Below are 26,789 nucleotides of genomic sequence, written 5' to 3'. Positions count from 1 at the left end.
GGGATTCCTTTCTCGAAACCAGCTAAGCGTTCTTGAAGACCACCGCGGTGGCACCGTCGATGTGCACGACGGTAACCGACTGGCCGGGTTCGTAGACGTCGCCGTCGTTGAGCGGGCGCGCGGTCCACACCTGACCGTCCAGCTTCACCTGGCCGGCATCGTGGGCAACCCGGTCGAGCACCACGGCGCTCTTGCCCTCCAGCGCCTTCACACCCATCACCGGTCCCTTGGCTGGGGTGAGCCGGCGCCGCAGCGCCGGGCGGACCAGAGCCAGCAACAGCACCGAGACGATGAGAAAGACCAATCCGTCCGCCCAGACCGGCCAGTCGGCCAGCCAGCTGACACCCGACGCCGCCAATGCGCCACCACCGAGCATCAGCAGAAACATGTCGCCGGTGAGAGCTTCGGCACCGACAAGCACCAACGCTGCGATAAGCCAGATCAGCGCCACGGGCATGGGCTCAGAATACGCGCGTGATCCACGTCGGCGGCGACGAACAACTACACTGCGAGATCATGTGGTGTCCGAGTGTTTCGCTGTCGATGTGGGCCAACGCCTGGCTCGCGGGCAAGGCCGCGCCCGACGACGTCCTGGACGCGTTATCACTATGGGCGCCAAGGCAATCGGTGGCCGCCTATGATGCGGTCGCTGCGGGTCACACCGGTCTGCCGTGGCCCGATGTGAACGATGCCGGAACGGTGTCGTTGCTGCAGACGTTGCGAGGGGCGATCAGCGGGCCACCGTCGTCGCTGCGCGGCACCATCAACGTGGTATTGCCGGTACCCGGGGACGTGCGCGGGCTTTTTGCCGGAACCCAGTTCGCCCAGGACGCACTGGCCGCGGGCGAAGCCGTCATCATCAGCAGTACGACCGACCCCCACACCGCGATCGGGCTCGTCCCCGATTTCACCTACAGCGATACCGACGACACCGAATACGGGCAGCCCGAACTGTGTGCACTGACCTGGATGGTGTACTCGCTGCCCGGCCCCCCGGCATTCGACTACCACGATCTCGGCGGCGCCGAATACGAGCTGCGGTCGGCGGTCCGTTCGGCCGCTGACGCTTTGGGTGCGCTGGGACTGGGATCTGCTGGGAGCGTGGACAATCCACGGGAACTCGTCGAGCAGATGCTGGAATCGCTACGCCAGCACCGAGTTCCCGACCACGCACCGACGCGCGCGCTGCGGGTGCTGGAGAATGCCGCACACGTCGACGCGATCATCGCTGTCAGCGCCGGCTTGAGCCGGCTGTCCGACCATATGACGGGCGGGCCGGAACTCATTGGGACGCAATCGTCGTCGGAAGGTCAGATCGCGACCGACGCGCTGCGGCCGTTGACCGCCGTGGTGCGCTCGGCGCGCATGGCGGCGGTCGACGCGATCCTGCATTCGGCGTGGACGGACTAGCCGGCAGCGCAGTGCGGTGGACGGCACGGGGCGCCGTCGACACTGGCCAGACATCCCGGCACCGGGCCGGAACCGGTGACACGCGCGGGCTCGCGACCGTCGCGTAGCTCGTCGATCAAATCGATTGCTAACCGGGCGAATCGAGGGTCGGCGTTGGGCGTACCGGCGCGGGCCAATGCAATGCCCAAATCGTCGGCTTGCAGCCGCAACTCGTGGTCGAGATCCCACACCACCTCGATATGGTCGGCGACAAAACCGATGGGACAGACGATTACGGCCTTGGTGCCCGCTGCGACCAGCGTCGTGAGGTGGTCACCCACGTCAGGTTCCAGCCAGGGCACCTGTGGCGGACCCGAGCGCGACTGCCACACCAGGTCATGCTCGCCATACCCCGCGGCTGAGGCGACAAGCCTTGCAGCATAAGCGACCTGGCGGCTGTACAGGTTGGGCCCGCAACGTCGGTCAGCGCCCGTGGGGATGGAATGCGCGGTGAAGACCAGCCGGGCATCCTTCGGCACGGTCTGCGCGGCCGCACCGACGGCCTCAGCGAACATGTCGATGAACAGCGGGTGGTCGAAATAAGTCCTCAGCTTGATCAGCTCCGGTGCACCGGGACCGGCCGCTGCCCGGGCCCGGGCGATGTCCTCGACGTACTGCGTACAGCTGGAATAGCCACTCCACGCAGAGGTGGTGAAAGTGGCCGCACGGCGGACACCGTTGTCGCGCATGGCCGCAACGGTGTCCTCGATGTAGGGCGCCCAGTTGCGGTTGCCGAAATACACCGGCAGGTCCTGCTGCTTGCGTAGTTCGGCGATCAACGCGCGGTTGATGCCGTTGATCGGCGACACGCCGCCGAAATGCAGGTAGTGCTGCGCGACGTCATCCAACCGCTCGGGTGGCACGTTGCGGCCGCGGGTGACGTTCTGCAGAAACGGCCGGACCTGCTCCGGCCCTTCCGGCCCGCCGAATGACAACAGCAGGACCGCGTCGAATTGCATTGTCACCTAAAGCAATTGAGTGTGAGCGCCGCCGTCGGCGTAGATTATGTCGCCCGTGGTAGCCGGCAGCCATTCGGAGAGCAGCGCGCACACCGTCTTGGCGACCGGCGTGGGATCCTTCATGTTCCAGCCGATCGGCGCACGCTGGTCCCAGCCTTCTTCGAGCAGCTGGATCTGGGCGCCCGCCTCGTCGCCGAGTGCGCCACCCACGATCGCTGCCATAGCGAGCGTGCGGATCGGGCCGGCGGCAACGAGATTCGAGCGCACACCGTACTTTCCGGCCTCACGCGCGACGAACCGGTTGACGGACTCCAGCGCGCTCTTGGCGACCGTCATCCAGTTGTAGGCCGGCATCGCGCGGGTGGGGTCGAAGTCCATGCCAACAATGCCGCCGCCGGGGTTCATGATCGGCAGCAACGCCTTTGCCAGCGAGGCATAGGAGTACGCGGAGATGTGGATGCCCTTGGAAACGTCCTGGTAGGGCGCGTCGAAGAAGGGGTTGATGCCCATCCCGCTCTGCGGCATGAAACCGATCGAGTGCACGACGCCGTCGAGCTTGTTGCCTTCGCCGATGACCTCGGTCACCCGGGCCGCCAGGCTGTCCAGGTGTTCCTGGTTCTGCACGTCCAGTTCGATCAGCGGAGCCTTCTCCGGTAGCCGGTCCACGATGCGCTGGATCAACCGCAGCCGGTCGAACCCGGTCAGCACCAGCGAAGCGCCCTGCTCCTGGGCGACTTTGGCGATGTGGAACGCGATCGACGAGTCGGTGATGATCCCGGAGACCAGGATCCGTTTGCCTTCGAGCAGTCCTGTCATACCCTGTCCGTCCTTAGGTTGATGGAGATCAGTGGCCCATACCCATGCCGCCGTCGACCGGAATGACCGCGCCGGAGATGTAGCTCGCATCCTCGGATGCCAGGAAGCTGACCACCCCGGCAACCTCGGCGGCGGTACCGACCCGCTTGGCCGGGATGAATTGTAAGGCCCCCTCTTGGATCCGCTCGTCCAGCGAGCGGGTCATATCGGTGTCGATGTAGCCCGGGGCCACCACGTTCGCCGTCACGTTGACCTTCGACAGCTCGCGGGCGATGGAGCGGGCCATGCCGATGACGCCGGCCTTGGAAGCAGCGTAGTTGGCCTGGTTCCCGATGCCCCAGCTGCCGGAGACCGAACCGATGAAGATCATCCGGCCGAACTTCTTCCGCTGCATGCTGCGCGCCGCCCGCTGCGCCACCCGGAACGCTCCGGTCAGGTTCGCGTCGATGACCTTCTCGAACCGCTCCTCGGTCATTCGGATCAGGAATGCGTCCGCGGACACCCCGGCGTTGGACACCAGCACCTCGACCGGACCCTGGTGCTCTTCGACCTCTTTGAACGCGCGATCGACGGCGTCGTTGTCGGTGACGTCGCACTCGACGGCGAACAGACCGTCAGGCGCCCCCGATCCGCGATGGGTTACGGCCACCTTGTGGCCGTCGGTTGCCAGCCGTTGGGCGATCGCCAGACCGATCCCCCGGTTTCCACCGGTGACCAGGACTGAACGGGACACGAAGGGGGGTTTGCCGCCAACAACGGCGGCCTCGCTGGAGGTGTCAGTGGCTGCCTCAGTCACCCCGTCAACCTAGCGCCTTGGCGCGATCGGCCGAAATTGGGTCTTCAGCCCGCGGTGCGCAGAACCATGTCCACCGCCGCCTCGATGACCTCGTCGTCAGGCAAGGCGCCGAACATCACCGACGGGCACGCCACCACGCCGGAGAGCATGGAGATGGCCGCTTCCAGTTCTGCCCCTTCGAAGGCCGTTTCCAGGATGGTGCGGATGGTCCGCTGTCCCTCGGTGTTGATCTGGTGCCGAAGCTGCCTCATCATCTCGTCGGTAGCCCACTGAGCCATCGCCGAGAGCACCTGGTCGAGCCGGTGGTCGAGCACGGCCTGGCGAAACGCCGTGAGCTCGCCGATCAGATCGGCACGGAGATCGCCGGTGGGCTGGTGGTGTCTAACCTCACCCAAAGCCTGCAGAGCTATGGCGGCCAGGTCGAACCTGGTGGGCCAGTGCTTGTAGACGGTGGTCTTCGAATAGCCGGCCCGCTCAGCGACATGAGCGTGCGTCAACGCCTCAGATCCCTCGCTCACCAGCACGTCGAACGCCGTGCGCGCGACGTCGGCCCTGGTCCGGACGATCCGGGCGTCCTCACCCGTCCCACCCGACCGGGTGTCGTGACCAGGTGCCATGGGCGTTAGTCCTTTCCCGCTCCGGGCTTGGGCGGCAACTCACAGGTGTTCCGAATGTACTCGGTGGCCAGTGGTACCAAAAGTTTCTCAGCTGACCACTAGTGGATGGATTGTCCATTAATGTACGATCTGGCTGTTAGCTTGCCCCATCACGTTCAAAGGTTCAACGATGATCCCGAAAGAACTGACCCACTCCCAATTCGACACCGTCTACAACGTCCTTTCCTTCTCGATCGCGGCACAGCTGTTCACCGCGATTTTTCTGCTGGCCAGTCAGGGACGCGTGCTGGCGCGCTACCGGCAGGCCGTGGTGATCTCCGCGATCGTCTGCGGGATCGCGGCCTATCACTACTTCCGCATCTTCGAGTCGTTCAAGGCCGCGTTCGTCACCAACGCACAGGGCGGCCGCGGCACCTACGTCCAGGCCGCCGGGGTGTCGTTCAACGAGGCATACCGCTATGTCGACTGGTTTCTGACGGTGCCGTTGCTGTTGACCGAACTCGTCGTCGTGCTGACACTGGCGCGCAAGTTGCAGAATTCACTGCTCTACCGGCTGATCCCGGCGGCAGCCCTGATGATCGGCCTGGGTTATCCCGGGGAGATCAGCGACAACAACACGCTGCGCAACGTCTTCGGATTGCTGTCTACGATTCCCTTCCTCTACATCCTCTACGTGCTGTTCGTCGAGCTGACCCGCTCGCTGGACCGTCAGCCGGCGGCCGTGCGGAGCACCGTGAGCGGGATTCGCTACCTGCTGCTGGGCACATGGGGCGTCTACCCCATCGCCTACATCATTCCGCTCTACGCGGCCGGCGCCGGTGCGTCCTCGTGGGTGATCAAGCAGGGCGGCTACTCCGTTGCCGACATCTTGTCCAAGTGCCTCTACGGCTTGCTGATCTACAAGATCGCGCGCCTGAAGTCTCAAGCCGACGACCCGGGCTTCGCGGTCGAAGAGGGTGCGCATGGTGACGTGACTGCCGTCGCGCAGGCCAACGGCAGCCGGTCTACCGCATCGGTCGCCCGGCGCGGCCAAAGCGGAACACCGGCCGCAACGGCCTGACCGCGGTTCCGGCCGCGACCACCGCGTAGTTGACGGTTGGCGTGTCTCCGAAACGGGACCGCACTCCCCGGGCCGTGGATCCCGGGGAGTGCGGTCCACTACCGTCGGCAGCTCGTGGCCACGCTCTTGCGTCGCGGCGCCCGACGCGACCGGCGACCGCTGATCCGCTGAAGATCGCTGCGAGCTGGTCCAGGTGTTTGCTGCTAGGCGCGGTACTCGCATTTGGCGGGTGCACCGTCGGACTGCCCGCAGTCCCCGGTCCGGTCGTCCTGCACATCGCCGCGTTCGGCTTCTTGCTCGGAGTACCGCACGGCGCAGCGGACCACGTGATCGCCACGCGGCTGGCCGGCAACACGCCGATGGTGCTCGTCGCGGCCGTGTACGCAGGCGTAGCCGCCGGTGCGTTTGCGCTTTTGCAGTGGGCGGACCCGATCGCGCTGATACTGGCGATCACCCTTAGCGCCCTGCATTTCGGCCTCGGCGAGCTCGAGGTGGTTCATCGGCTCACGGACTGGCACCCGCCGGCGTGGATGGCTGGTTCGATCATCGTCGCGGGCACCGGCGCACTGGTTCTGCCACTGGCGCGTTGCGGCGATCAGCTGAGAGCGGTGGCGACGACGGTCTCGCCTGCCCTGGCGTCGGCAGTGGGCCGGCAGCCGCTACAGAAAGCCCTTCTCGCAATCTGGCTCGCGGCGGCGCTGGTCGCGATCTGCGGTTCGCTGAAGTCGCATCACCCCGCGGTCGCCGGCGACATCCTCCTCGTCGGCGCCGCGGGTCTGCTGGCGCCACCCGTGATCGCATTCGCCGTCTGGTTCGGCGGCTGGCACGCGCTGCGCCATTGCGCCCGCCTCCTGACAGTGGAGCCAACGTGCGCCGCCCTGGTGGTCGCCGGACGCCCCGGTACGGCGGTCCTGCGTCTGGTCCGACTCGCCGCCATACCCACCCTTGCGGCGTGGATCGCGTTGGCCGTTCTCGGCTGGTTCAGCGTCGCGACGCCGAATTCAACCGTGTTACTCGCCGACACGCTGCGCCTGCTGCTGGCCCTCACCGTGCCCCACGCGCTGGTCGTGCTGTGGCTCGATCGCGTCACAGCATGCCGCGGCGGCCGGATGAAACAGGCGGTGGACAGTTAGGCCATAACTGCATTGCTCATACACTAGTGAACAACTAGTCTAGTAAATGTCACGCTGTCTCTTCTCGGCGATCGAGGCAGCCCACGCACTCGACGGACGAACCCGTCCCTGCACACCCCCGACAACCGCGACGGATTGGCACAGATCACATGAGTCCGAGAATCGACGTAGAGGCTAAGTTGGCCCGCCAGGCCGACGAGATCGACACCCGCTACCACCCGTCGGCTGCGCTGCGGCGCCAGCTGAACAAGGTGTTCCCGACACACTGGTCTTTTCTGCTCGGTGAGATCGCGCTGTACAGCTTCGTCGTGTTGCTGCTGACCGGGGTGTACCTGACGTTGTTCTTCGACCCGTCGATGGCGGAGGTCACCTACAGCGGGGTCTATCAGCCGCTGCGCGGCGTCGAGATGTCGCGGGCCTACGAGACGGCGCTGAACATCTCCTTCGAAGTGCGGGGCGGGTTGTTCGTGCGCCAGGTTCATCACTGGGCCGCATTGATGTTCGCCGCCTCGATCATGGTCCACATGGCCCGGGTCTTCTTCACCGGCGCGTTCCGGCGCCCGCGCGAAGCCAACTGGGTGATCGGGTCGCTGTTGCTGATCCTGGCCATGTTCGAGGGTTTCTTTGGCTACTCACTGCCCGACGACCTGCTCTCGGGCACCGGCCTGCGGGCGGCGCTGTCGTCAATCACCTTGGGAATACCCGTGATCGGCACCTGGCTGCACTGGGGACTGTTCGGTGGGGACTTCCCCGGCAACATCCTCATCCCACGGCTGTACGCCATCCACATCCTGGTGTTCCCAGGGATCATGCTGGCGCTGATCGGCGTACACCTGGCGTTGGTGTGGTTTCAGAAGCACACCCAGTTCCCCGGACCACGGCGCACCGAGCACAACGTGGTCGGCGTGCGCGTGATGCCGGTGTTCGCGGTGAAATCGGGCGCCTTCTTCGCCGCGATCGTCGGAGTGCTGGGCTTGATGGGTGGCCTGATGCAGATCAATCCGATCTGGAACCTGGGCCCCTACAAGCCTTCTCAGGTGGCTGCGGGATCGCAACCCGACTTCTACATGATGTGGACCGACGGCCTGGTCCGATTGTGGCCGGCGTGGGAAATCTACATCGGGCACTACACGATTCCGGCCGCGGTCGCCGTGGCGGTGTTGATGGGAGTCATCCTCGGCGGGCTGGTGGCCTACCCGTTCCTGGAGAAGCGGTTCACCGGTGACACCGCACACCACAACCTGCTGCAGCGTCCCCGCGACGTCCCGGTACGTACGTCGATCGGAGCCATGGCGATCGCGTTCTACATCGTGCTGACGTTCTCGTCGTTCAACGACATCATCGCCTACAAGTTCCACATCTCGTTGAACGCGATGACGTGGATCGGGCGCATCGGGATGGTGGTGCTGCCGCCGATCGTCTACTTCATCACCTACCGCTGGTGCATCAGCCTGCAGCGCAGCGACCGCGCGGTGCTCGCGCACGGCATCGAAACCGGCATCATCAAACGACTGCCCCACGGCGCCTACATCGAGGTGCACCAGCCCCTCGCTGCGGTCGACGAACACGGCCACCCGCTCCCGCTGGAATACCAGGGTGCACCGGTGCCCAAGCGGCTGAACAAACTCGGTATGGGCGGGCGCCCCGGCCAGGGCAGCTTCCTGTTCGCCGATCCGGCGGCCGAGGCGGCGGCACTGCGCGAGGCGGCCCACGCCACCGAGCAGCGGGCACTGACCGCGCTACGCGAACGCCGCAATGGCGCCGGGTCCAACGGCGATCACTCCAACGGGCAGAAGGAACTCAGGTCGGCAAGCGACGGTTGATCAGCAGCGCCGCGGGTGCCGGGATCGCCGACACCAGCGCGCCCGGCCGATCGCGCACGGGGTGTACCCCGACGACTGTTGTGTCCTGACCGCGTGTCACTGCCCATCCGGGCGCCTGTCGCGCGTTGTTCATCTCCTCTTCGTGTAGAGCGTGTAATCCGTGAGGGTCGCCAATCTCCACGCCGAGGAGCCGCTATGAGTGCCGACGCATCGCGCGGAGCCGCCGGCCGCGTATCCGGGTCGCCTGCGACGGTTCACCTATCCGAGTTGCTCGGCCGACCGGTGATCGCCAAGTCCGGCGACACGGTGGGGCGGGTAGACGACGTGGTCGTACGCCTGCAAGGCACTGATATTTATCCGCCGGTGAGCGGACTCGTGGTGGGTATCGGGGGGCGCCGCGTCTACGTCCCATGGGAGCAGATCACCGAATGGGCCACCGACCACATGGCGTTGTCGAAGAACAAAGTGGATCTGCGGGCCTTCGAGCGTAGGCGCGGCGAGGTGCTGCTGCGTGCCGATCTGCTCGATCACCGGCTCATCGATGTTCCGGCGGCCGAGCTGGTGCATGCCTACGACGTGGAACTGGAGGAGACCGGCGCGGGCTGGGTGTTGGCCCGGCTGGACACGCGGCGTCCGGCACGGCTGTTCGGCTTGATCAAAGCCGGCAGCGGGCATGCCAGCCGAGACTGGAAAGCATTCGAACCGCTGATCGGACACCGGCACACCAGCCTTGAACGCCCCAAGGGCCGGGTCGGGAAGCTGAAACCGGCGCAGATCGCCGACCTCCTGGAAGACGCCAGCAAGCAGGAGGGCGGGGAGATCCTCGATCGCATCCACAGCGATCCCGAGCTGGAAGCCGACGTGTTTGAGGAACTCGAGCCCGACATGGCCAACAAACTCCTCAACGACATGAGCGACACCGACGTCGCCGGAGTTCTGGCCCGGATGCGCGCCGATGACGCGGCCGACGCCATAGCCGAGTTGCGCCAGCAGCGGCGGCGCCGAGTGCTCGACCTGCTGCCGGCGGGGCAGCGCACCAAAGTGATCACGCTGATGGGGTTCAACCCGGCTACCGCCGGCGGGCTGATGAGCGTCGATGTGGCCTCGTGCGCAACGGATTGCACCGCGGCTCAGGCACTGTCCATTCTCGCCGGCGCCCGCACGATGCAACCAGAGGCTTTGCTGAAAATGCATGCCGTCGACCCTGCCGGTGAACTCGTCGGGGTGGTGTCGGTGATCCGGCTGCTGCAATCGGCCCCTGACACACCGGTGGCCGACTTGCTGGACGTCGATCCGGTACGGGTCACGCCGGACGCCGACCTTACGGATGTCGCGCTCCTCATGGCCGACTACAACCTGGTCGCCATCCCCGTCGTGGACGATCACGACCGCGTTCTCGGAGTCGTCACATACGACGACATCTTGGAGGCAACCATCCCGGAAGACTGGCGGCGACGCGAACCCGATCCACGCCCGATCCGTGAAAGCTCTACCGACAACGCAGTTTTGCGCAACCAGGACGGCTCGGCTCGTGGTTGAGCACGTCACCCGCCAGGACACCGGCCCCGGCGCGGTGGAGCTTAGCCCCGAAAGTTCGGCGGTTCTCGACAGTGCCCACCTGGGCGATATCGAAGGCGCCTTCGGCCGGATCCGGCTTGGTGACACCGAGCATGGGCGCACGCTCAAGACCCGGCTGATCACACTGTTGGCGATCGTCGGTCCCGGGATAATTGTGATGGTCGGCGACAACGATGCCGGCGGCGTCGCGACTTACACCCAGGCCGGCCAGAACTATGGCTACAGCATGCTGTGGGTCCTGCTGCTGCTCATTCCAGTGCTCATCGTCAACCAGGAAATGGTGGTCCGACTCGGCGCCGTCACCGGGGTGGGACATGCACGGTTGATCAACGAACGCTTCGGCCGCGGCTGGGGCTGGTTTTCGGTCGGCGATCTATTCTTGCTGAATTTCCTGACTATCGTCACCGAGTTCATCGGAATCTCCTTGGCGGCGAACTATTTCGGCATCTCGAAATACATCGTGGTGCCTACCGCCGCGGTCGCTTTAGTGGTGATCATGGCGTCCGGAAGCTTCCGCCGCTGGGAGCGGGCGATGTTCGTATTCATTGCGATCACCCTGCTGCAAATCCCCATGCTGCTGTTGTCACACCCGCAGTGGGGAGATGCCGCGCGCGGCTTCGTGATCCCCGGCATCAAAGGGGGGCTCAGCTCCGATTCGGTGCTGCTGATCATTGCGATCGTCGGCACGACCGTCGCTCCCTGGCAATTGTTCTTTCAGCAATCCAACGTTGTCGACAAGCGCATTACCCCGCGCTTCATCGGCTATGAACGGGTCGACACCACGCTCGGAGCGTTCGTCGTCGTAATCGGCGCGGCAGCATTGGTGATGACGGCGGACTGGGCCGCACGCTCCACCGGCGAGTCCGGAAACTTCCTCGACGCCGGTGCGGTGGCCGATCTGCTCGGCCGGAACGGTAGCCTGCTCGGGCCGATATTCGCGATCGTGCTGCTCGACGCATCGATCGTCGGCGCCGCCGCGGTCACGTTGTCCACCAGTTACGCCTTCGGCGACGTCTTCGGCCTCAAACACTCCCTGCACCGCGGATTCCTGGAAGCCAGAGCCTTCTACCTGTCGTATGCGGCGATGGTCGCCGCCGCGGCGGCAATCGTCCTGATCCCCGGCGCACCCCTTGGCTTGATCACCACCGCCGTGCAGGCATTGGCCGGCTTGCTGCTACCGAGCGCCAGCGTCTTTCTGCTGCTGTTGTGCAACGACCGGCAGGTGCTCGGCCCGTGGGTGAACCGGCGCTGGCTCAACATCGTGGCGGGTTTCATCGTGTCGGTGCTGCTGCTGTTGTCGGGAATCCTGATGGCCACCACGCTGTTTCCGCATCTTGACGTGGTCACGGTCTCGCAGTATCTGGCGGGCATCATCGCGATCGGCATCGTCGCCGCTCTCGGCGCTGTCAAATGGCTGGAACGGCGCCAGCGTGTCCAGGCCGCCCCGCCACCTCTGCCGGCAAGTGTCGACAAGATGCACTGGCGGATGCCCCCATTAGCGCTCCTGGAACCGGTGACATGGTCGGCGGGCACCAAACTCGGGATGTTGGCCCTGCGCGGCTATCTCGTCGTAGGCGCCGGTTTGCTCGTGGTCAAAGCCATCCAACTCAGCGGCCGGTAACCACTGCGCGCCAGAGTTTTACGTCGGCAAGCGACGGTTGATCAGCAGCGCCGCCACCGCGGCGACCGCCAACACCAGCGCCCCGAGCCGCAGCCAGCCCGTGCTCGCGTCACCCTTGATGGTCTCGTAGCCGATCTGCTGCTGCAGCGACGAGTAGACGGCCTTGAGCTCGGCCAAAGTGGCGGCGTTATAGGAGTTTCCTCCCGAGAGCTGCGCGACCTTCTTCATCGTCTCGTCGTCGACGGGCACCGGCTGACGCTGGTCGTTGATCTCGACGAAGCCGTACGGAGTGCCGAAGGAAATGGTCGAGATCGGCACGCCCTGGTCCTTGGCGGTGCGAGCGGCGGTATAGGCACCCTTGGGGTTATCCGGATTCGTCGGCATCGTCTCTTTGCCGTCGGAGAACAACACGATGCGCGCGGGCGGAGGCGTGTCGCCGCCGCCGATGACCGCACCGACGGTAGCGATGGCCTGCAGAGCGGTGAAGATGGCCTCACCGGTGGCGGTACGGTCGGCGAACTGCAACTTGTCCAGCGCGGCTTTGGTCGCCTCCCGGTTGGTGGTCGGCTGCACCAGCACGGTCGCGGTGCCCGCGTAGGCGATCAGGCCCAGGTTGATACCGGGAGTGAGTTCGCCGGCGAACTGCTTGGCCGCTTCCTGGGCCGCGGCCATGCGGTTGGGTTCGACGTCGGTGGCGCGCATCGACTGCGACACGTCGATCACCAGCATCACCACCGCGCGGTTGCGCGGAATCCGGACGTCGTTCGTCGGCCCCGCCATCGCGATGGTGAACAGCACCAGCGACACCGTCAGCAGGATCGCCGGAACGTGCCGCCACTTCGAAGGCCGTTTGGGCGCAACGCTTTCCAGCAATTCCATGTTCGCGAAGCGAAGCATGCGCCGCTGCCGCGCCAGCTGTAGCACCACATAAAGGGCTATCAGGCCGGCGACCAACAACAGGAACAGGAAGAACCAGGAGTGCGCGAAGCCGGACAGCGACATCGGCCCCAGCAACGGCAACGTCATAACAGACCCGTCATGTTGTAGAAATTCGTCACCGGCGTCCCGCCATTGCCCCGCGCCGGCGAGAAGAGATGAATCGGACGATGTCGGCGATCCAGTCGCGGTCGGTGCGCAATGTCATCACCGGGGCACCACAGCCGCGAATCGTACGGGCCACATCCTCGCGGTGCTTCGCCGCAGCACGGGCGAAGTCGGTCTGCAACTGGACATCGATGGTGAATTCGCGGACCGCCCCGGATTCGGCGTCCTGCAGCACGACATCGCCGATATCGGGCAGCTCCACGTCACGGGGGTCGAGGACCTCGATGGCCAGGACTTCGTGACGGGCCGCGATCGCCCGCAGCGGACGCATCCAGTTGATCGGCCCGAGGAAGTCGCTGATGATCACCGCCATCCCGCGACGCCGTTCCGGGCGGCGCAGCGCGTCGATGGCGGCGGACAGGTCGCCGCGCACTCCGACCGGGGCCTTGGGCGTGGTCGCGATGGCGCGCAACAACGTGTGCACGTGCTCCCGGCCCGAGCGGGCCGGAACGCGAGTCATGTGCTCTCCGTTGGAGATCAGTGCGCCGAGCCGATTTCCGCCACCGACATTGAGGTAGGCGATGGCTGCTGCTGCCGCGACCGCGAGGTCGCGCTTCTCACAGACCGAGGTGCCGAAGTCCAGGCTGGCCGACATGTCGACCACCAGCCAGGTTTCCAGCTCCCGGTCAGCGATCATCTGCCGGACGTGCGGGTGGGTGGTACGCGCGGTCACCGCCCAGTCCATCCGGCGCACGTCGTCGCCGGGCTGGTAGATCCGCGACTCGCCCGGTTCGCTGCCGGGCCCCGGGATCAGCCCCAGGTGGTCGCCGTGCAGGATGCCGTCCAGCTTGCGGCTGATGGTCAGCTCGAGGGTGCGCAGCGCCGCCGACAACTTCGGGTCGTCAAGGGTGCCACGCATCATCGAGGGCGGATGCACAGGGCGCTTGGCGCCGGGACTTGACCCTGTCACCGACCGCCCGCCGCGGCGCCCTGCATCACCGGTGCGACCGAATGTCCTTGCTGCGGAACAGCATTCACCTGCGGCAATGCGACCGTCTGCAGCACGCGGTTGATCACGGTCTCCGCGGTGATCTCATCTGCCAGCGCGTCGTAGGTAAGCACCAACCGGTGCCGCAGCACGTCGGGAATGACGTCGATGATGTCCTGCGGGATCACGTAGTCGCGACCGCGCACCAGACCCAGCGCCCGCGCCGCGGCGATGATGCCCAGCGAGGCACGCGGCGAAGCACCGAACGCGATCCACGTCTTGACGTCGTTCATGCCCAACTGTTCGGGGTGCCGGGTGGCGGTGACGACACGGACCACGTAGTCGACCAGCGCGTGGTGGACGAAGCTGTTGGCCGCGACTCCCTGCAACCGCAGCAGGTCGCCCGGGTTCATGATCTGCTTGGGCTGGGGAGGCGTGACACCCATCCGGTAAATGATCTCCCGCTCCTCCTCCGGCGAGGGGTAGCCGACGTTGATCTTGAACAGGAAACGGTCCCGTTGCGCCTCCGGCAGCTGGTAGACACCCTCATGCTCAATTGGGTTCTGCGTCGCCATCACCAGGAACGGGTTGGGCAACGGGAATCTCTTGCCGCCGATCGACACCTGCCGTTCGGCCATCACCTCCAGCAACGCCGACTGAACCTTCGCCGGTGCGCGGTTGATCTCGTCGGCCAACAGGAAATTGACCACCACCGGACCGAGCTCGGTGTCGAACTCCTCCTTGCCCTGCCGGTAGATACGCGTACCGATGATGTCGGTGGGCACCAGGTCAGGGGTGAACTGAATACGCGCGAACGTCCCGCCGACCACGCGCGCGAAGGTCTCGACGGCCAGGGTCTTGGCGACGCCGGGAACACCTTCGAGCAGCACGTGGCCCTTGGCGAGCAGTCCGACCAGCATCCGCTCCACCAGCTGGTCCTGGCCCACGATGATTCGTTTGACCTCGAAGATGGCGCGCTCCAGGGTGTGCACCTCTGCGGCCAGACCGTCCGCGCCGCTCAATGGCGCCTCCTGGGTGGGTGGGCCCGCATGCGCACCCTGGCCCGGGTAACCGCCACCTGCCGTTGTCATCAATAACCCTCCAGAGCTCATTTGGACACGACTGCCGTCACGACCACTGCCGCGGGGCAGCGAGGTGCCCGCGTTCAACTATTCCAGGCGTCTCGAATTCCGTCGACGTCACCGGTTCGCTATTAGGCGACTCTCAGGGTCCCCACCCGGCTCAGTACTCGATGATCCTAGTCAGATACGGCGTCATGCCGGGCTTGCGGACCGGACTGATGGTGACTTTGCCGGCCAGACTGGATGCCTCCAGCATCTGTCCGTTCCCCAGGTACATGGTGACGTGCTGACTGCCGTTCGGGCCGTAAAAGATCAGGTCACCGCGCCTGGCCTCGTTCTGCGGGATGTGCCGGCCGGCGTTGTACTGGTCGCCGGAGAACCGCGGGATCAGCACGCCGACGCCGGCGAAGGCGTACCGCATCAGGCCCGAGCAATCGAAGCCGACCGTGCCGGCACCGGAGTCCACGCCCTTGCTCGGGCCGTCCAGCGAGCCGCCTCCCCAGGAGTACGGCACACCCATCTGCGACCCCGCGCGCCGGATGACGTGCTCGATGGCCTCCCTGCCGTTGGCGCGGGGGATCCGGCTGCCGCTGGTGTTGTTGGCGGCCGGAGCTGGGGAGCCGCCCAGGTTGATGCCCAGACCGCTGAGAAACTGCTGGCCGAGATTGAGCGTGGTCTGGGTGGCCTGCGCGGTGGCCTGCAGAGAAGCGTTGGCGACGGCGAGCGGGTCGCCGGGGGCGCCCGCGCTGATCGCGGCCGGCAGCGTCGGATCCCACTCACCCGGGTCGGCCGACGCCGGTGCCGGGGGGGCCACCGCGATCAACAGCCCGGTCACCAAAGCGGTGATCCAGGCTAAGGAGAATCGAAATCGGTTGTGGCGCATGAAACCTCGTTAATACTCGATGTAGCGGACCACGAAAGGCGTCATACCGCTGGTACGGACGGGAGCGGTTCGCACCTTCAAACCGATGTCAGGCGCCTCGAGCATCTGGCCGTCGCCGAGGTAGATCGTCACGTGCTGGCTACCGCCCGGGCCGTAGAAGATGACGTCGCCGCGGCGCATCTGGGACGTCGGGATCTTGCGGCCCAAGTTGTATTGCGAGCCCGAGTAGTGCGGCAACTTGATGCCCACTCCGGCAAAGGAATACAGGACCAGCCCGGAACAGTCGAAACCGGTGATGCCGGCGCCCGAGTCGATTCCTTTGCTGGGACCCGCGGCGTTGCCGCCACCCCAGGAGTAGGGCACCCCGATCTGCGACATGCCGCGACGGATGACGTACTCGGAGGCCTGGCGTCCGTACACCCGGGGAATGCGGCTCGGCGAGGCAGCCGTCGGTGCGTTGGTGATCCCGGTGTCGTTGGGCTTGAGGATGCCGAGCTGCTGCAAAAAGTTGCGCCCCATCTGCGCGGTGACCTGCGCCGATGTGGCCGAATACCCCAACACCTGATTCACCACCGCGATCGGGTCACCGGGGATGTTCGCGCTGGGCACCTGCGGCAGCGTGGGGTCCCAGCCGTCCCAGCGACGCCCGCCGCCCGGTCCGTTGGTGGTGTCCCACATGCCGCTCGGAGGTAAGCCCTGACCGCCGGCCTGCGTCCATGCGACGAGTTGGGCCGCCTGGAGTTTCGCTTCGGCCTGTTCCCGTTCGGCGGCCGCGCGATTGACTTCCTCGCGCTGCTCGTCGAATTTGCGCCGAGTGTCGCTGAGGGCCGCGACCGCGGCGTCCTGGCTGGCCTTGGCGTCGGCGGCGGCCTTGTCGGCCTTCTGTTTGGCCTGCCGGGCGACGGATTCCTTGTTGATCTGTTCGGTGCGGGCTCGCTGCAGCCGGGCCATCACCGCCTGCGAACTGGTGGCCATGGTCCGGGCGGCCGACGCCGCGGCGATCATGTCCTCTGGACTACGCGCCGTCAGCAAGCCGTCCGAAGGTCCGTTCATATAGCTAGCCGCGGCGAAGGTGTTGAACCGCTGCTGCGCCGCCGCGATAGCCGCGGTGGCGTCCCTGACCGACTGCTGACTGGCATCGACCTCGCGGCCGGCCGCCTCGGCCTGTTCGCGCGCGTCCTCGACCGCCACCAACGCCTTGTTGACGCCCTCCTGCTCCATTTCGACGGCGTTGGCGAGGTCTTCGAGACGCTGGCTGGCCCTGGCGACGTTGGCGATCAATACCGCCATCGAGTCGGCAGCCGGGTCGGCGCTGGCCAGTCCGAGCTCGGGCGTGCCGAACAGTAGCGCGACGCTGAGCACGGTCGGCCGTACCAGCCTGGCGGCGGTCCGCGAAGCAGAGCCCGGGCGTCTCCGTCTCATGCGACTTGGGTCTCCTATGGCTTAACTCGGACGTACGAGGCGGGTTATCGCTGAAGGCGCAATTGGCTTCACAAGCATCATTTGCACCGTACGTCACAGCTGTCGCTAAAGAAACGCACGTCACAAATTGCACTCTGGAAGTGCGTTTACTGTGACCGAACAGTGACCTGGGAGGTTTGCCGCAACGACCGGCTCGTCAGCTCCGCGGAGACGATTCCGCGACCCGGAGCTGGTTAGATGTTCTAGCTGCCTTCGGCGGGTGCGGCGTCCGCCGACGTTGGCGAGGTTGCTGGCTCGCGGCTGCCGAGTTGCATCAAGCGAGTACCGACGGCGGCCGCCAGCACCCCGATCAGCAAAACAATCGTCAACGCCGTCCAGGGAAACTCAGGGGTGTTGAGTTCATTGAGAAAATTCTGCGCGGACTGCACCGGATTGCCGGTTTTGGAATGGTCCTCACCGGCCTCGAGGGTGACCCGCGGGTAATGACCGCTGTAGCTGCCGACATAGTTGGGGCTCAGCACCAGCACCGTGGAATTGGGGTAGTCGGCACCGACGACCGTGGCGATGTCGCGCAGCGGAGTGTCGTTGGGCGGGTTGTGGTCAAGCAGGACGATCTTCAAGTTGATGCCGTCGCCGCGGGCCTGACTGATTACTTCCTGCAGCCCGGGCTCGACGTTCGGCGGGGCGGCGACGCCGTCCGCGGCAACCTGCGCCTTGATCGAGTTAATGTCGACATCCTGCGGGATGTATTCGGGCAGGAACGGAATCGTCTGCGGCAACGGTAGCTCGACGAATGATTCAGGCCCGGTCATGGTGTCGCTCCTCCCATAATGCTAGGAGCACCGTACCCGTCGGGGTTTTGGAGGCGGGCCGGCTGTGCTCCCCACTACCCGCGACATTGACACCAGGCACCCGACACGCCGACAACGCCGTGCCTGGCTTCAATCTCGACGAAGGGGGTTTGGGAGGGCGTCTTGGAGGCGGGGCCGGCTGCGCCCCCCACTACCCGCGACATTGACACCAGGCACCCGACACGCCGACAACGCCGTGCCTGGCTTCAATCTCGACAACGCGGCCGCGTCGGACGCCCCGGCCTGGCTTCAATCTCGATGAAAACGGCACGAGCGGGCAACGACCCTTTTGCTCCGAACCCCGGAGGGACAAGACTGGCACCTAACGGGCCCCCCCGTTTTGCAGGACAAGCGTACTGTTAAAGTTGCACCGCGCCGCCGACACGGCCCGTCGGCGGCAGAACTTAATCTTCGGGAGTTGATGTGAGCAGCAAGAATTCGTTCGGAGCCCGCGACACACTCAAGGTCGGCGACAACAGCTACGAGATCTATCGCCTCGACGCCGTTGCAGGCACCAAGAAACTCCCCTACAGCCTCAAAGTCCTCGCCGAGAATCTGCTCCGCAACGAGGACGGCGCCAATATCACCAAGGACCACATCGAGGCGATAGCGAACTGGGACCCCCAGGCAGAGCCCAGCATCGAAATCCAGTACACGCCCGCACGCGTGGTGATGCAGGACTTCACCGGCGTGCCCTGCATCGTCGACCTGGCCACCATGCGGGAGGCCATCGCGGACCTGGGTGGCAACCCCGAGAAGGTCAACCCGTTGGCGCCCGCCGACCTGGTGATCGACCACTCGGTGATCGCCGACCTGTTCGGCCGGGCAGACGCTTTCGAGCGCAACGTCGAGATCGAGTACGAGCGCAACGGCGAGCGCTATCAGTTCCTGCGCTGGGGACAGGGCGCATTCGACGACTTCAAGGTGGTTCCGCCGGGCACCGGCATCGTGCATCAGGTCAACATCGAGTACCTGGCGCATGTGGTGATGACCCGCGACGGTGTGGCCTATCCCGACACCTGTGTGGGGACCGACTCGCACACCACGATGGTGAACGGCCTGGGCGTTCTGGGCTGGGGCGTGGGTGGCATCGAAGCCGAGGCCGCCATGCTCGGCCAGCCGGTGTCGATGCTGATCCCCCGCGTGGTCGGCTTCAAGCTGACCGGCGAGATCAAGGCGGGTGTTACCGCTACCGACGTCGTGCTGACCGTCACCGAGATGCTGCGCAAGCACGGCGTGGTCGGCAAGTTCGTCGAGTTCTACGGCAAGGGCGTGGCCGAGGTGCCACTGGCCAACCGAGCCACCCTGGGCAACATGAGCCCCGAATTCGGTTCCACCGCAGCAATTTTCCCGATAGACGAAGAGACGATCGACTACCTGAAGTTCACCGGTCGCAGCCAGGAGCAGCTCGCCTTGGTGGAGGCGTACGCCAAAGAGCAAGGAATGTGGCACGACCCCGAGCACGAACCGAAGTTCTCCGAGTACCTGGAGCTCGACCTGTCCGAGGTGGTGCCGTCGATCGCGGGCCCGAAGCGTCCGCAGGACCGGATTGCGTTGGCCGAAGCCAAGTCCACCTTCCGCAAGACCATTCCCAGCTACGTCGGCGACGACCCCGGCAAGCAAGAGTACTCAAAGTTGGACCAGGAGCTCGACGAGACGTTCCCGGCCAGCGACCCGGGCCAGGTCGCCAATGGTCACGCCGACGACCGCCCTGTCCTGCAGTCGGCCGCCGTGCATGCGACGGGACGGGTGAGCAACCCGGTAGAGGTGAAATCCGAGGAGTACGGCGATTTCGTGCTCGACCACGGCGCGGTGGTGATCGCCGCGATCACGTCGTGCACCAACACCTCCAACCCCGAGGTGATGCTGGGCGCGGCGCTGCTGGCCCGCAACGCCGTCGACAAAGGACTGGCATCCAAGCCGTGGGTGAAGACCACGCTGGCGCCGGGCTCACAGGTGGTCAATGACTACTACGAAAAAGCCGGCCTCTGGCCGTATCTGGAGAAGCTCGGCTTCTACCTTGTCGGCTACGGCTGCACCACGTGCATCGGCAACTCGGGCCCGCTGCCCGACGAGATCTCGAAGGCGATCAACGACAACGACCTCTCGGTGTCGGCCGTGCTGTCCGGCAACCGGAACTTCGAGGGCCGCATCAACCCCGACGTCAAGATGAACTACCTGGCGTCGCCGCCTTTGGTGGTCGCGTACGCGCTGGCCGGGTCGATGGACTTCGACTTTGAAACTCAGGCGCTCGGCACCGATAAGGAAGGCAACGACGTCTTCCTCAAAGACATTTGGCCGTCGCAAAAGGACGTCTCCGACACCATCGCCTCGGCGATCAGCCAGGAGATGTTCGTCAAGAACTATGCCGACGTGTTCAAGGGTGATGAGCGCTGGCAGAATCTGCCCACCCCAAGCGGTAATACCTTTGAGTGGGACGAGAATTCGACTTACGTGCGCAAGCCGCCGTACTTCGACGGGATGTCCGCCGAGCCGGAGCCGGTCAAGGACATCAGCGCGGCGCGGGTGCTGGCGCTGCTCGGCGATTCGGTGACCACCGACCACATCTCGCCGGCGAGCAGCATCAAGCCGGGCACCCCGGCCGCGCAGTACCTCGACGCACACGGTGTCCAACGCAAGGACTACAACTCCTTCGGTTCGCGACGCGGCAACCACGAGGTGATGATCCGCGGCACCTTCGCCAACATCCGGTTACGTAACCAGCTGCTGGACGACGTCTCCGGTGGGTACACCCGTGACTTCACCCAGGAGGGCGGTCCGCAGGCGTTCATCTACGACGCAGCGCAAAACTATGCGGCAGCAGGCATTCCGTTGGTGGTCCTGGGCGGAAAGGAATACGGCTCCGGTTCCTCGCGGGACTGGGCGGCCAAAGGTACCGCGTTGCTGGGTGTGCGTGCGGTGATCGCCGAGTCGTTCGAGCGCATCCACCGGTCCAACCTGATCGGCATGGGCGTCATCCCGCTGCAGTTCCCTGACGGCGAGTCGGCCAAGTCGCTGCAGCTGGACGGCACCGAGACCTACGACATCACCGGCATCGAAGCGCTCAACGAGGGCAAGACGCCGAAGACCGTCACGGTGACCGCAACCAAGGGCGACGGGTCGAAGGTCGAGTTCGACGCGGTGGTCCGAATCGACACACCCGGCGAGGCCGACTACTACCGCAACGGCGGCATCCTGCAGTACGTGCTGCGCAACATGCTCAAGTCCAGCAAGTCCGGCTAACCGATCGCCCCCGCCCGCCAGTGCCGAAGGTCAGCGAGGACCATCTGGAGGCTCGGCGCCGTCAGATCCTCGACGGCGCACGCCGCTGTTTTGCCGAGTACGGCTACGACCAAGCCACGGTGCGACGGCTGGAAAAAGAGATCGGGATGTCGCGCGGCGCGATCTTCCACCACTACCGGGACAAGGACGCCCTGTTCTTCGCGCTTGCCCGCGAGGACACCCAGCGGATGGCGGAGGTCGCTTCGCGCTCGGGCCTGATCCAGGTGATGCGCGACATGCTGGCCGCGCCAGAGCAATTCGACTGGCTGGCCACCCGGCTGGAAATCGCCCGCAAGCTGCGCCACGACCCGGAGTTCAGCCGCGGCTGGGCCGAGCGGTCGGCGGAACTGGCGGCGGCCACCACCGAACGGTTGCACCGCCAAAAGCAGGCTGGGCGGGTCCGCGACGACGTCCCGGCCGACGTGTTGCAGTGCTATCTGGATCTGGTGCTGGACGGTCTGGTTGCCCGTCTGGCGTCCGGTGAGGATCCGCAGCGGCTGGCAGCGGTGCTGGACTTGGTGGAGAACTCGGTGCGCCGGCCCCGGGGAACTACGCCTTAGCCTTCGCGAACCCCCGCGACGGGGCCAATGTGAATATGACGACGCGACACGCCGCTGGCACGTCGCGCGTTACACAGCCGGCGGCCGATCAGTTACGACAACAGCCGACGGAGACTAAACACCCCCGTTGTGAGGGTGCCCATGTTGAACAAGCCCGAGGTCAAGCCGCTCGCGCCAGGGGCCAATGCGCTTGGGACGCCGATGTTTCCAATGCCCGAGGTTGAGCCGTTGAGGGCACTGCCGCCGCTGGCGGTGTTGAAGAAGCCCGATACGAACCCGGCGCCGGGACCGGTGGGAGTGTTGAAAAAGCCTGAGACTCCGCTACCGGTGTTGTTGAAGCCCGATGTCGTCAAGCCGCTGTCCGTGGTAAATCCGAAACCGGTATTCGCGTTGCCCGAATTCCATGAGCCCGTATTTGTGGTGCCCGAGTTCCCGCTGCCGGTGTTGATGTTGCCCGAGTTGTCGAAACCCGTGTTGAAGCTGCCCGTGTTTGCGACGCCGGTGTTTTGGGTGCCGCTGTTCGCAAACCCGGTGTTCAGGTCGCCAGCGTTCCCGAATCCGGTGTTTAACGCGCCCGAGTTCCCGAAGCCGACGTTGCCGACGCCCGAGTTCCCGAAGCCGAAGCCGTTGAGGTGGCCGGGCTCAACGGTATTGGTGCCAGTGCTGAAGAAGCCGACGTTTCCTCTGCCCGAGTTGAAGAAGCCGATGTTATTGGTGCCCGAGTTCCCGATGCCGATGTTGCCGCTGCCCGAGTTCAACAGCCCAGCAAGGTTGATGCCCACCTGGTTGTTGCCGGTCAGCCCGATCCCGATGTTGTCGTTGCCGGTGTTGCCGAAGCCGAAGTTATTATTGCCGGTGTTGCCCCCACCCATGTTTCCGTTGCCGGTGTTCCCGCCGCCGGTGTTGGCGGTGCCGGTGTTACCGAAGCCCCAGTTGTAGTTTCCCGTATTACCCGCCCCGACGTTGTGGCCCGGATTCAGGCCAACGGGACCGGTTCCGGTGTTTCCGAAGCCGACATTGCCGTTGCGGAAGTTTCCGAATCCGACGTTGTCGCCGCCGCGGTTGCCGCTGCCAATGTTCCGGTCACCGACGTTGCCACCACCCACGTTGGAGCCGCCGCGGTTACCGTCACCGACGTTGCCGTTACCCGTGTTGCCGCTGCCCAGATTGGCGTTGCCCTTGTTGCCGACGCCCAGGTTGGGCAGGCTGTTGAGGAACTGCTGCAAGGCGGCCGGCAACGGCAGGTGCGCCGCCGCCGACGACACACCGGCGTGATAGCCAAGCATCGCCGCCACATCCTGAGCCCACATCTGCTCGTACCGGCTCTCCGTGGCCATGATCGCGGGTGCGTTGAGCCCCAACCAATTCGACCGAATCAACCGCACAAACGCACTGCGGTTGGCCGCCACTTGCAACGGATGAACTACAGCCGCGTGCGCCGCCTCAAACATGCCGGCAACCGCCTTTGCCTGCCCGGCCGCCCCCTGAGCTTGCGCCGATGCCGTCGTCAGGAATCCCGCATACGGGACGGCTGCAGCCGCCATCGCCGCCGCCGCCGGACCCTGCCACGCCTGACCCGCCAACTCCGAGATCACCGCCGAGAACGACGACGCCGCCGCGCCCAGCTCCACCGCCAACCCATCCCAGGCCGCCGCGGCATCCAGCATCGGCGCCGAACCCGCACCGGTGAACATCAGCAAGGAATTGATTTCCGGCGCTAACGCTGCGAAATTAACCATGGTTGACCTCCAAGCAGCAGACGTGACCCACCCGTGGCACATTGCCGTGGCCGAGCATGATGACGCGGGCAGCCGCGGCGCAGCATCGTGGTTCCCGACTCGCAAGTCTGATTCAACCGTCGCACCGGGGCCTCCAGGACCGTCACAATCCTAGGCATTCAGCCTAGAAACCCGCTGCCGGCGGCGGGTCGTTTTGATAGAAATCAGGCCAGCTCGATCAGGTCCCGGTATTCCTCTGACCAGTAGTCCTCGGTGCCGTCGGGCAACAGCACGACGCGCTGCGGGTCCAGCGCCTCGGCCGCACCCGGATCGTGCGTCACCAACACCACCGCGCCCTGGTAGCTGCGCAGCGCGTCGAGCACCTGTTCGCGCGAGGCGGGGTCGAGGTTGTTGGTCGGCTCATCGAGCAGCAGCACGTTGGCGGTCGAGGCGACCAGGCCGGCCAGCGCCAGTCTGGTCTTCTCACCGCCGGACAGTGTGCCGGCGGGCTGGTCGAGTTGCGGCCCGGTGAACATAAAGGCGCCGAGCAGGCCACGCAGGTCCTGTTCGCCGGATTCGGGTGCGGCGTGCCGGATGTTCTGCCAGACGGTCGCGTCGTTGTCGAGGGTGTCGTGCTCCTGGGCGAAATAGCCGATCCGCAGACCGTGTCCGGGTTGCAGGCCGCCGGTGTCGGGGGTCTCGACGCCCGCCAGCAGGCGGAGCAGCGTGGTCTTGCCGGCGCCGTTGAGTCCGAGCACCACCACCCGCGAGCCGCGGTCGATGGCCAGATCGAGCCCGGTGAACACCTCGAGAGACCCGTACGTTCTGCTCAGCCCCTTGGCCACCAACGGCGTCCGCCCACACGGAGCCGGGGTGGGGAACTTGATGCGGGCCACCTTGTCGGCGACGCGTTCTTCGTCGAGCGCCGCCATCATCCGGTCGGCTCGACGCAACATGTTCTGCGCCGCAACGGCTTTGGTGGCCTTGGCACCCAACTTCGCCGCCTGGTTGCGCAACGCTGCGGCCTTGCGCTCGGCGTTCGCGCGTTCCCGGCGCCGGCGCTGTTCGTCGGTGGCGCGCGCATCGAGGTACTTCTGCCAGGTCATGTTGTAGACGTCGATTTCGCCCCGTACCGCGTCGAGGAACCACACCCGGTTGACCACGTCGGCGAGCAGCTCGACGTTGTGGCTGATGATGACCAGCCCACCGGAGTGAGACCGCAGGAAATCCCGCAGCCAACCCACGGAATCCGCGTCGAGGTGGTTGGTCGGCTCGTCCAGCAGCAGCGTGGTGTTGGATCCTGAGGCCCCCGCTCCGCCCTCCGATGCCGCGAACAGGATGCGCGCGAGTTCGACCCGGCGGCGCTGGCCGCCGGACAGGGTGCGCAGCTGTTGGGTGAGAACCCGGTCGGGCAGCCCGAGGCTGGCGCAGATGCGGCCCGCCTCGCTCTCGGCGCCGTAGCCGCCGAGCGCCACGAACCGCTCCTCCAGTTGGCCGTAGCGGCGGATGGCACGGTCGCGGGCATCGTCGTCGGCGACCTCGGCCATCAGGGCCTGCTGTTTTTCCAGATCGGTGAGCAGCACGTCCAGCCCGCGGGCCGACAGCACCCGGTCGCGCGCCAGTACCTCGAGGTCGCCTTCCTTGGGATCCTGTGGCAGATAACCGATTTCGCCCTTGCGGCTGACCGAACCCGCATAGGGCTGGCCCTCCCCGGCCAGGATCCTCATGGTCGTCGTCTTGCCGGCGCCGTTGCGCCCGACCAGCCCGATCCGGTCGCCGGGCTGCACCCGCAGGTCAGGGCCATCGGGTGAGAGCAGGATGCGCGCACCAGCGCGGACCTCGAGGTCCGTAGCCGTGATCACATTCGCTCCTTCAGTGTGGCGCTACTTGTCGTCGGTGAAAACCGCCGGGCGCTTCTCTGCGCGTGCGGCGACCGCTTCTTCGAAGTTGGAGGTGAGCAGACGGACGAAAAGCTGTCCGAGGCCTTCGGCCTGCATGTGTCCCTCGAGGCTGCCTGCGTCCAGTCCACTCCATAGCGTGCGTTTGGTCAACTCGATTCCCGGGCGCGAGAAGGCCGCCATGCGGGCGGCGATCGCATAACAGGTGTCCAGCAGCTGCGGTCCCGGTACCTGACACGACACCAGCCCGATCCGCTCGGCCTCCTCGGCGCTGACGTCGCGGCCGGTCAACATGATCTCAAAGGCCCGCGACGACCCGATGGACCGGGGCAGCAGGTAGCTCAGACCCAGTTCGCTGGCCGTGAGCCCGTTGTTGATGCCGGCGGCCCGGAAATAGGCGCTGGTGGAAGCCACTCGGACGTCCGCGGCCAGCGCCAGGCACAAGCCTCCGCCGATCGCCGCGCCGTTGACCGCCGCGATCACCGGCTGATGCAGCCGTCGCAGCTTGAGGATGATTTCGTCGAGCAGTTCCATTGACCGCAACGCGTAGGTCGGCCGGGTGAGGCCTTCGACATGCGGCACGGTCCCCGCCGATTTGTGGTCGGCGCCGGAGGAGAAACCACGTCCTGCCCCGGTGAGGACCACCACTCGCACCGAATTGTCCACATTGACCTCATCGAGCGCCTCCTTGAGCGGCACCATGACGTCGAACGCCATCGAGTTCATCCGCTCGGGACGGTTCAGCGTGATCAGAGCAATTTCGGGCCGCGGGTATTCCAGAAGGACCAAACTCACCCGGAAACGGTAGCGCAGACCTGCCCTGAACCCCTGAACGTCGCTCGGGCGCGGGTCAGACTTCGGTCACCTCGTCGACGTCATACGCCTTGAGTTGCTGTACCAGGTCCTCCAGCGCCGCCGGAGGCAGCGCCCCGGCCTGGTTGAACAGCAGCTTGCCCTTCTTGAAAGCCATCAGCGTGGGGATGGACCGGATCTGGGCCGCTGCGGCCAACTCCTGTTCGGCCTCGGTGTCCACCTTGGCGAACACCACGTCAGGATGGTTTTCCGAAGCAGCCTTGAAGGTCGGCGCAAACGCGCGACATGGGCCGCACCAGGAGGCCCAGAAGTCAACGAGCACCATGTCGTTACCGTTGACGGTTTCGTTGAACTGCGCGGCGGTGAGGTCTTGGGTAGTCACGTCTGCCCTAACGC

At 65.6% G+C, this 26,789-nt stretch carries 22 protein-coding genes and 1 pseudogene; 8 read left to right on the top strand and 15 right to left on the bottom strand.

What is annotated here, in order from left to right; translation table 11 throughout:
• Positions 1-22: 22 nt before the first annotated feature.
• Positions 23-457, bottom strand: coding sequence for an NfeD family protein (locus tag ACX9NE_RS12745; RefSeq protein ID WP_459364693.1), 435 nt, complete (start codon positions 455-457; stop codon positions 23-25).
• A gap of 59 nt (positions 458-516) precedes the next feature.
• Between ACX9NE_RS12745 and ACX9NE_RS12740 the strand changes: the two genes are divergently transcribed.
• Positions 517-1,410 (top strand): hypothetical protein, encoded by an 894-nt coding sequence (locus tag ACX9NE_RS12740; protein WP_459364707.1) that lies wholly within the window; start codon positions 517-519, stop codon positions 1,408-1,410.
• On the opposite strand, the pseudogene ACX9NE_RS12735 reads toward ACX9NE_RS12740, so the two are convergent.
• From ACX9NE_RS12735 to ACX9NE_RS12720, 4 genes and pseudogenes are all read right to left on the bottom strand, one after another.
• Positions 1,382-2,408, bottom strand: a pseudogene (locus ACX9NE_RS12735) (ferrochelatase); the annotation flags it as partial. The gene ACX9NE_RS12740 and the pseudogene ACX9NE_RS12735 sit on opposite strands and share 29 nt — an antisense overlap.
• A 6-nt stretch (positions 2,409-2,414) precedes the next feature.
• The gene (gene inhA, locus ACX9NE_RS12730; RefSeq protein WP_459364694.1) at positions 2,415-3,224 is read right to left on the bottom strand and encodes an NADH-dependent enoyl-ACP reductase InhA; all 810 of its coding nucleotides are present in this window, start codon (positions 3,222-3,224) and stop codon (positions 2,415-2,417) included.
• Positions 3,225-3,252: 28 nt separating this feature from the next.
• The gene (fabG1, locus tag ACX9NE_RS12725; RefSeq protein WP_459364695.1) at positions 3,253-4,020 is read right to left on the bottom strand and encodes a 3-oxoacyl-ACP reductase FabG1; all 768 of its coding nucleotides are present in this window, start codon (positions 4,018-4,020) and stop codon (positions 3,253-3,255) included.
• A 44-nt stretch (positions 4,021-4,064) separates the two neighbouring features.
• Complete coding sequence (locus tag ACX9NE_RS12720; RefSeq protein WP_459364696.1) at positions 4,065-4,637, bottom strand: TetR/AcrR family transcriptional regulator; 573 nt, start codon at positions 4,635-4,637, stop codon at positions 4,065-4,067.
• 169 nt (positions 4,638-4,806) lie between these two features.
• Here ACX9NE_RS12720 and ACX9NE_RS12715 point away from each other — a divergent pair, with 169 nt between their 5' ends.
• From ACX9NE_RS12715 to ACX9NE_RS12695, 5 genes are all read left to right on the top strand, one after another.
• Positions 4,807-5,697, top strand: a complete 891-nt coding sequence (locus tag ACX9NE_RS12715; protein WP_459364697.1) for a bacteriorhodopsin-like — start codon at positions 4,807-4,809, stop codon at positions 5,695-5,697.
• A 41-nt stretch (positions 5,698-5,738) separates the two neighbouring features.
• The gene (locus ACX9NE_RS12710; RefSeq protein WP_459377728.1) at positions 5,739-6,830 is read left to right on the top strand and encodes a beta-carotene 15,15'-dioxygenase, Brp/Blh family; all 1,092 of its coding nucleotides are present in this window, start codon (positions 5,739-5,741) and stop codon (positions 6,828-6,830) included.
• Between the two features lie 149 nt (positions 6,831-6,979).
• Positions 6,980-8,653: a cytochrome bc1 complex cytochrome b subunit gene (qcrB, locus tag ACX9NE_RS12705; RefSeq protein WP_459364699.1), complete on the top strand. Its 1,674-nt coding sequence runs from the start codon at positions 6,980-6,982 to the stop codon at positions 8,651-8,653.
• Positions 8,654-8,848: 195 nt separating this feature from the next.
• The gene (locus ACX9NE_RS12700) at positions 8,849-10,192 is read left to right on the top strand and encodes a magnesium transporter MgtE N-terminal domain-containing protein (protein WP_459364700.1); all 1,344 of its coding nucleotides are present in this window, start codon (positions 8,849-8,851) and stop codon (positions 10,190-10,192) included.
• A 34-nt stretch (positions 10,193-10,226) separates the two neighbouring features.
• Entirely contained in the window at positions 10,227-11,852 is a 1,626-nt protein-coding gene (locus ACX9NE_RS12695) for an Nramp family divalent metal transporter (protein ID WP_459364708.1), read from the top strand.
• 18 nt (positions 11,853-11,870) lie between these two features.
• Here the strand turns inward: ACX9NE_RS12695 and ACX9NE_RS12690 are convergent, their stop codons facing one another.
• The 6 genes from ACX9NE_RS12690 to ACX9NE_RS12665 form a co-directional block, all read right to left on the bottom strand.
• Positions 11,871-12,878, bottom strand: coding sequence for a VWA domain-containing protein (locus ACX9NE_RS12690; protein WP_459364701.1), 1,008 nt, complete (start codon positions 12,876-12,878; stop codon positions 11,871-11,873).
• Positions 12,879-12,906: 28 nt separating this feature from the next.
• Entirely contained in the window at positions 12,907-13,818 is a 912-nt protein-coding gene (locus ACX9NE_RS12685) for a DUF58 domain-containing protein (RefSeq protein ID WP_459364709.1), read from the bottom strand.
• Between the two features lie 44 nt (positions 13,819-13,862).
• Positions 13,863-14,975 (bottom strand): chaperone MoxR1, encoded by a 1,113-nt coding sequence (gene moxR1, locus ACX9NE_RS12680; RefSeq protein ID WP_459364702.1) that lies wholly within the window; start codon positions 14,973-14,975, stop codon positions 13,863-13,865.
• Between the two features lie 151 nt (positions 14,976-15,126).
• A complete protein-coding gene (gene ripB, locus ACX9NE_RS12675; RefSeq protein WP_459364703.1) occupies positions 15,127-15,849 on the bottom strand; it encodes an NlpC/P60 family peptidoglycan endopeptidase RipB in 723 nt (240 codons plus the stop codon).
• Positions 15,850-15,858: 9 nt separating this feature from the next.
• The gene (gene ripA, locus ACX9NE_RS12670; RefSeq protein WP_459364704.1) at positions 15,859-17,271 is read right to left on the bottom strand and encodes an NlpC/P60 family peptidoglycan endopeptidase RipA; all 1,413 of its coding nucleotides are present in this window, start codon (positions 17,269-17,271) and stop codon (positions 15,859-15,861) included.
• Between the two features lie 242 nt (positions 17,272-17,513).
• Positions 17,514-18,083 (bottom strand): Rv1476 family membrane protein, encoded by a 570-nt coding sequence (locus ACX9NE_RS12665; RefSeq protein WP_459364705.1) that lies wholly within the window; start codon positions 18,081-18,083, stop codon positions 17,514-17,516.
• A gap of 462 nt (positions 18,084-18,545) precedes the next feature.
• Here ACX9NE_RS12665 and ACX9NE_RS12660 point away from each other — a divergent pair, with 462 nt between their 5' ends.
• The gene (locus ACX9NE_RS12660) at positions 18,546-21,365 is read left to right on the top strand and encodes an aconitate hydratase (RefSeq protein ID WP_459363513.1); all 2,820 of its coding nucleotides are present in this window, start codon (positions 18,546-18,548) and stop codon (positions 21,363-21,365) included.
• Between the two features lie 20 nt (positions 21,366-21,385).
• On the top strand, positions 21,386-21,964 hold the full coding sequence (locus ACX9NE_RS12655; RefSeq protein ID WP_459363512.1) for a TetR/AcrR family transcriptional regulator: 579 nt from the start codon (positions 21,386-21,388) through the stop codon (positions 21,962-21,964).
• Between the two features lie 92 nt (positions 21,965-22,056).
• On the opposite strand, the gene ACX9NE_RS12650 is transcribed toward ACX9NE_RS12655, so the two are convergent.
• The 4 genes from ACX9NE_RS12650 to trxA form a co-directional block, all read right to left on the bottom strand.
• Positions 22,057-23,703 carry a PPE family protein gene (locus ACX9NE_RS12650; protein ID WP_459363511.1) on the bottom strand — a complete coding sequence of 549 codons (1,647 nt, stop codon included), beginning with the start codon at positions 23,701-23,703 and terminating at the stop codon, positions 22,057-22,059.
• Positions 23,704-23,906: 203 nt separating this feature from the next.
• Positions 23,907-25,544 carry an ABC-F family ATP-binding cassette domain-containing protein gene (locus ACX9NE_RS12645; RefSeq protein ID WP_459363510.1) on the bottom strand — a complete coding sequence of 546 codons (1,638 nt, stop codon included), beginning with the start codon at positions 25,542-25,544 and terminating at the stop codon, positions 23,907-23,909.
• A gap of 21 nt (positions 25,545-25,565) precedes the next feature.
• Positions 25,566-26,393, bottom strand: a complete 828-nt coding sequence (locus ACX9NE_RS12640; protein ID WP_459363526.1) for an enoyl-CoA hydratase — start codon at positions 26,391-26,393, stop codon at positions 25,566-25,568.
• A 37-nt stretch (positions 26,394-26,430) separates the two neighbouring features.
• Entirely contained in the window at positions 26,431-26,775 is a 345-nt protein-coding gene (trxA, locus tag ACX9NE_RS12635; RefSeq protein ID WP_459363509.1) for a thioredoxin, read from the bottom strand.
• Positions 26,776-26,789 lie beyond the last annotated feature (14 nt).

It is taken from the genome of Mycobacterium sp. ML4, assembly GCF_054515735.1.
This window is presented reverse-complemented; position numbering and strand designations above follow the sequence as displayed.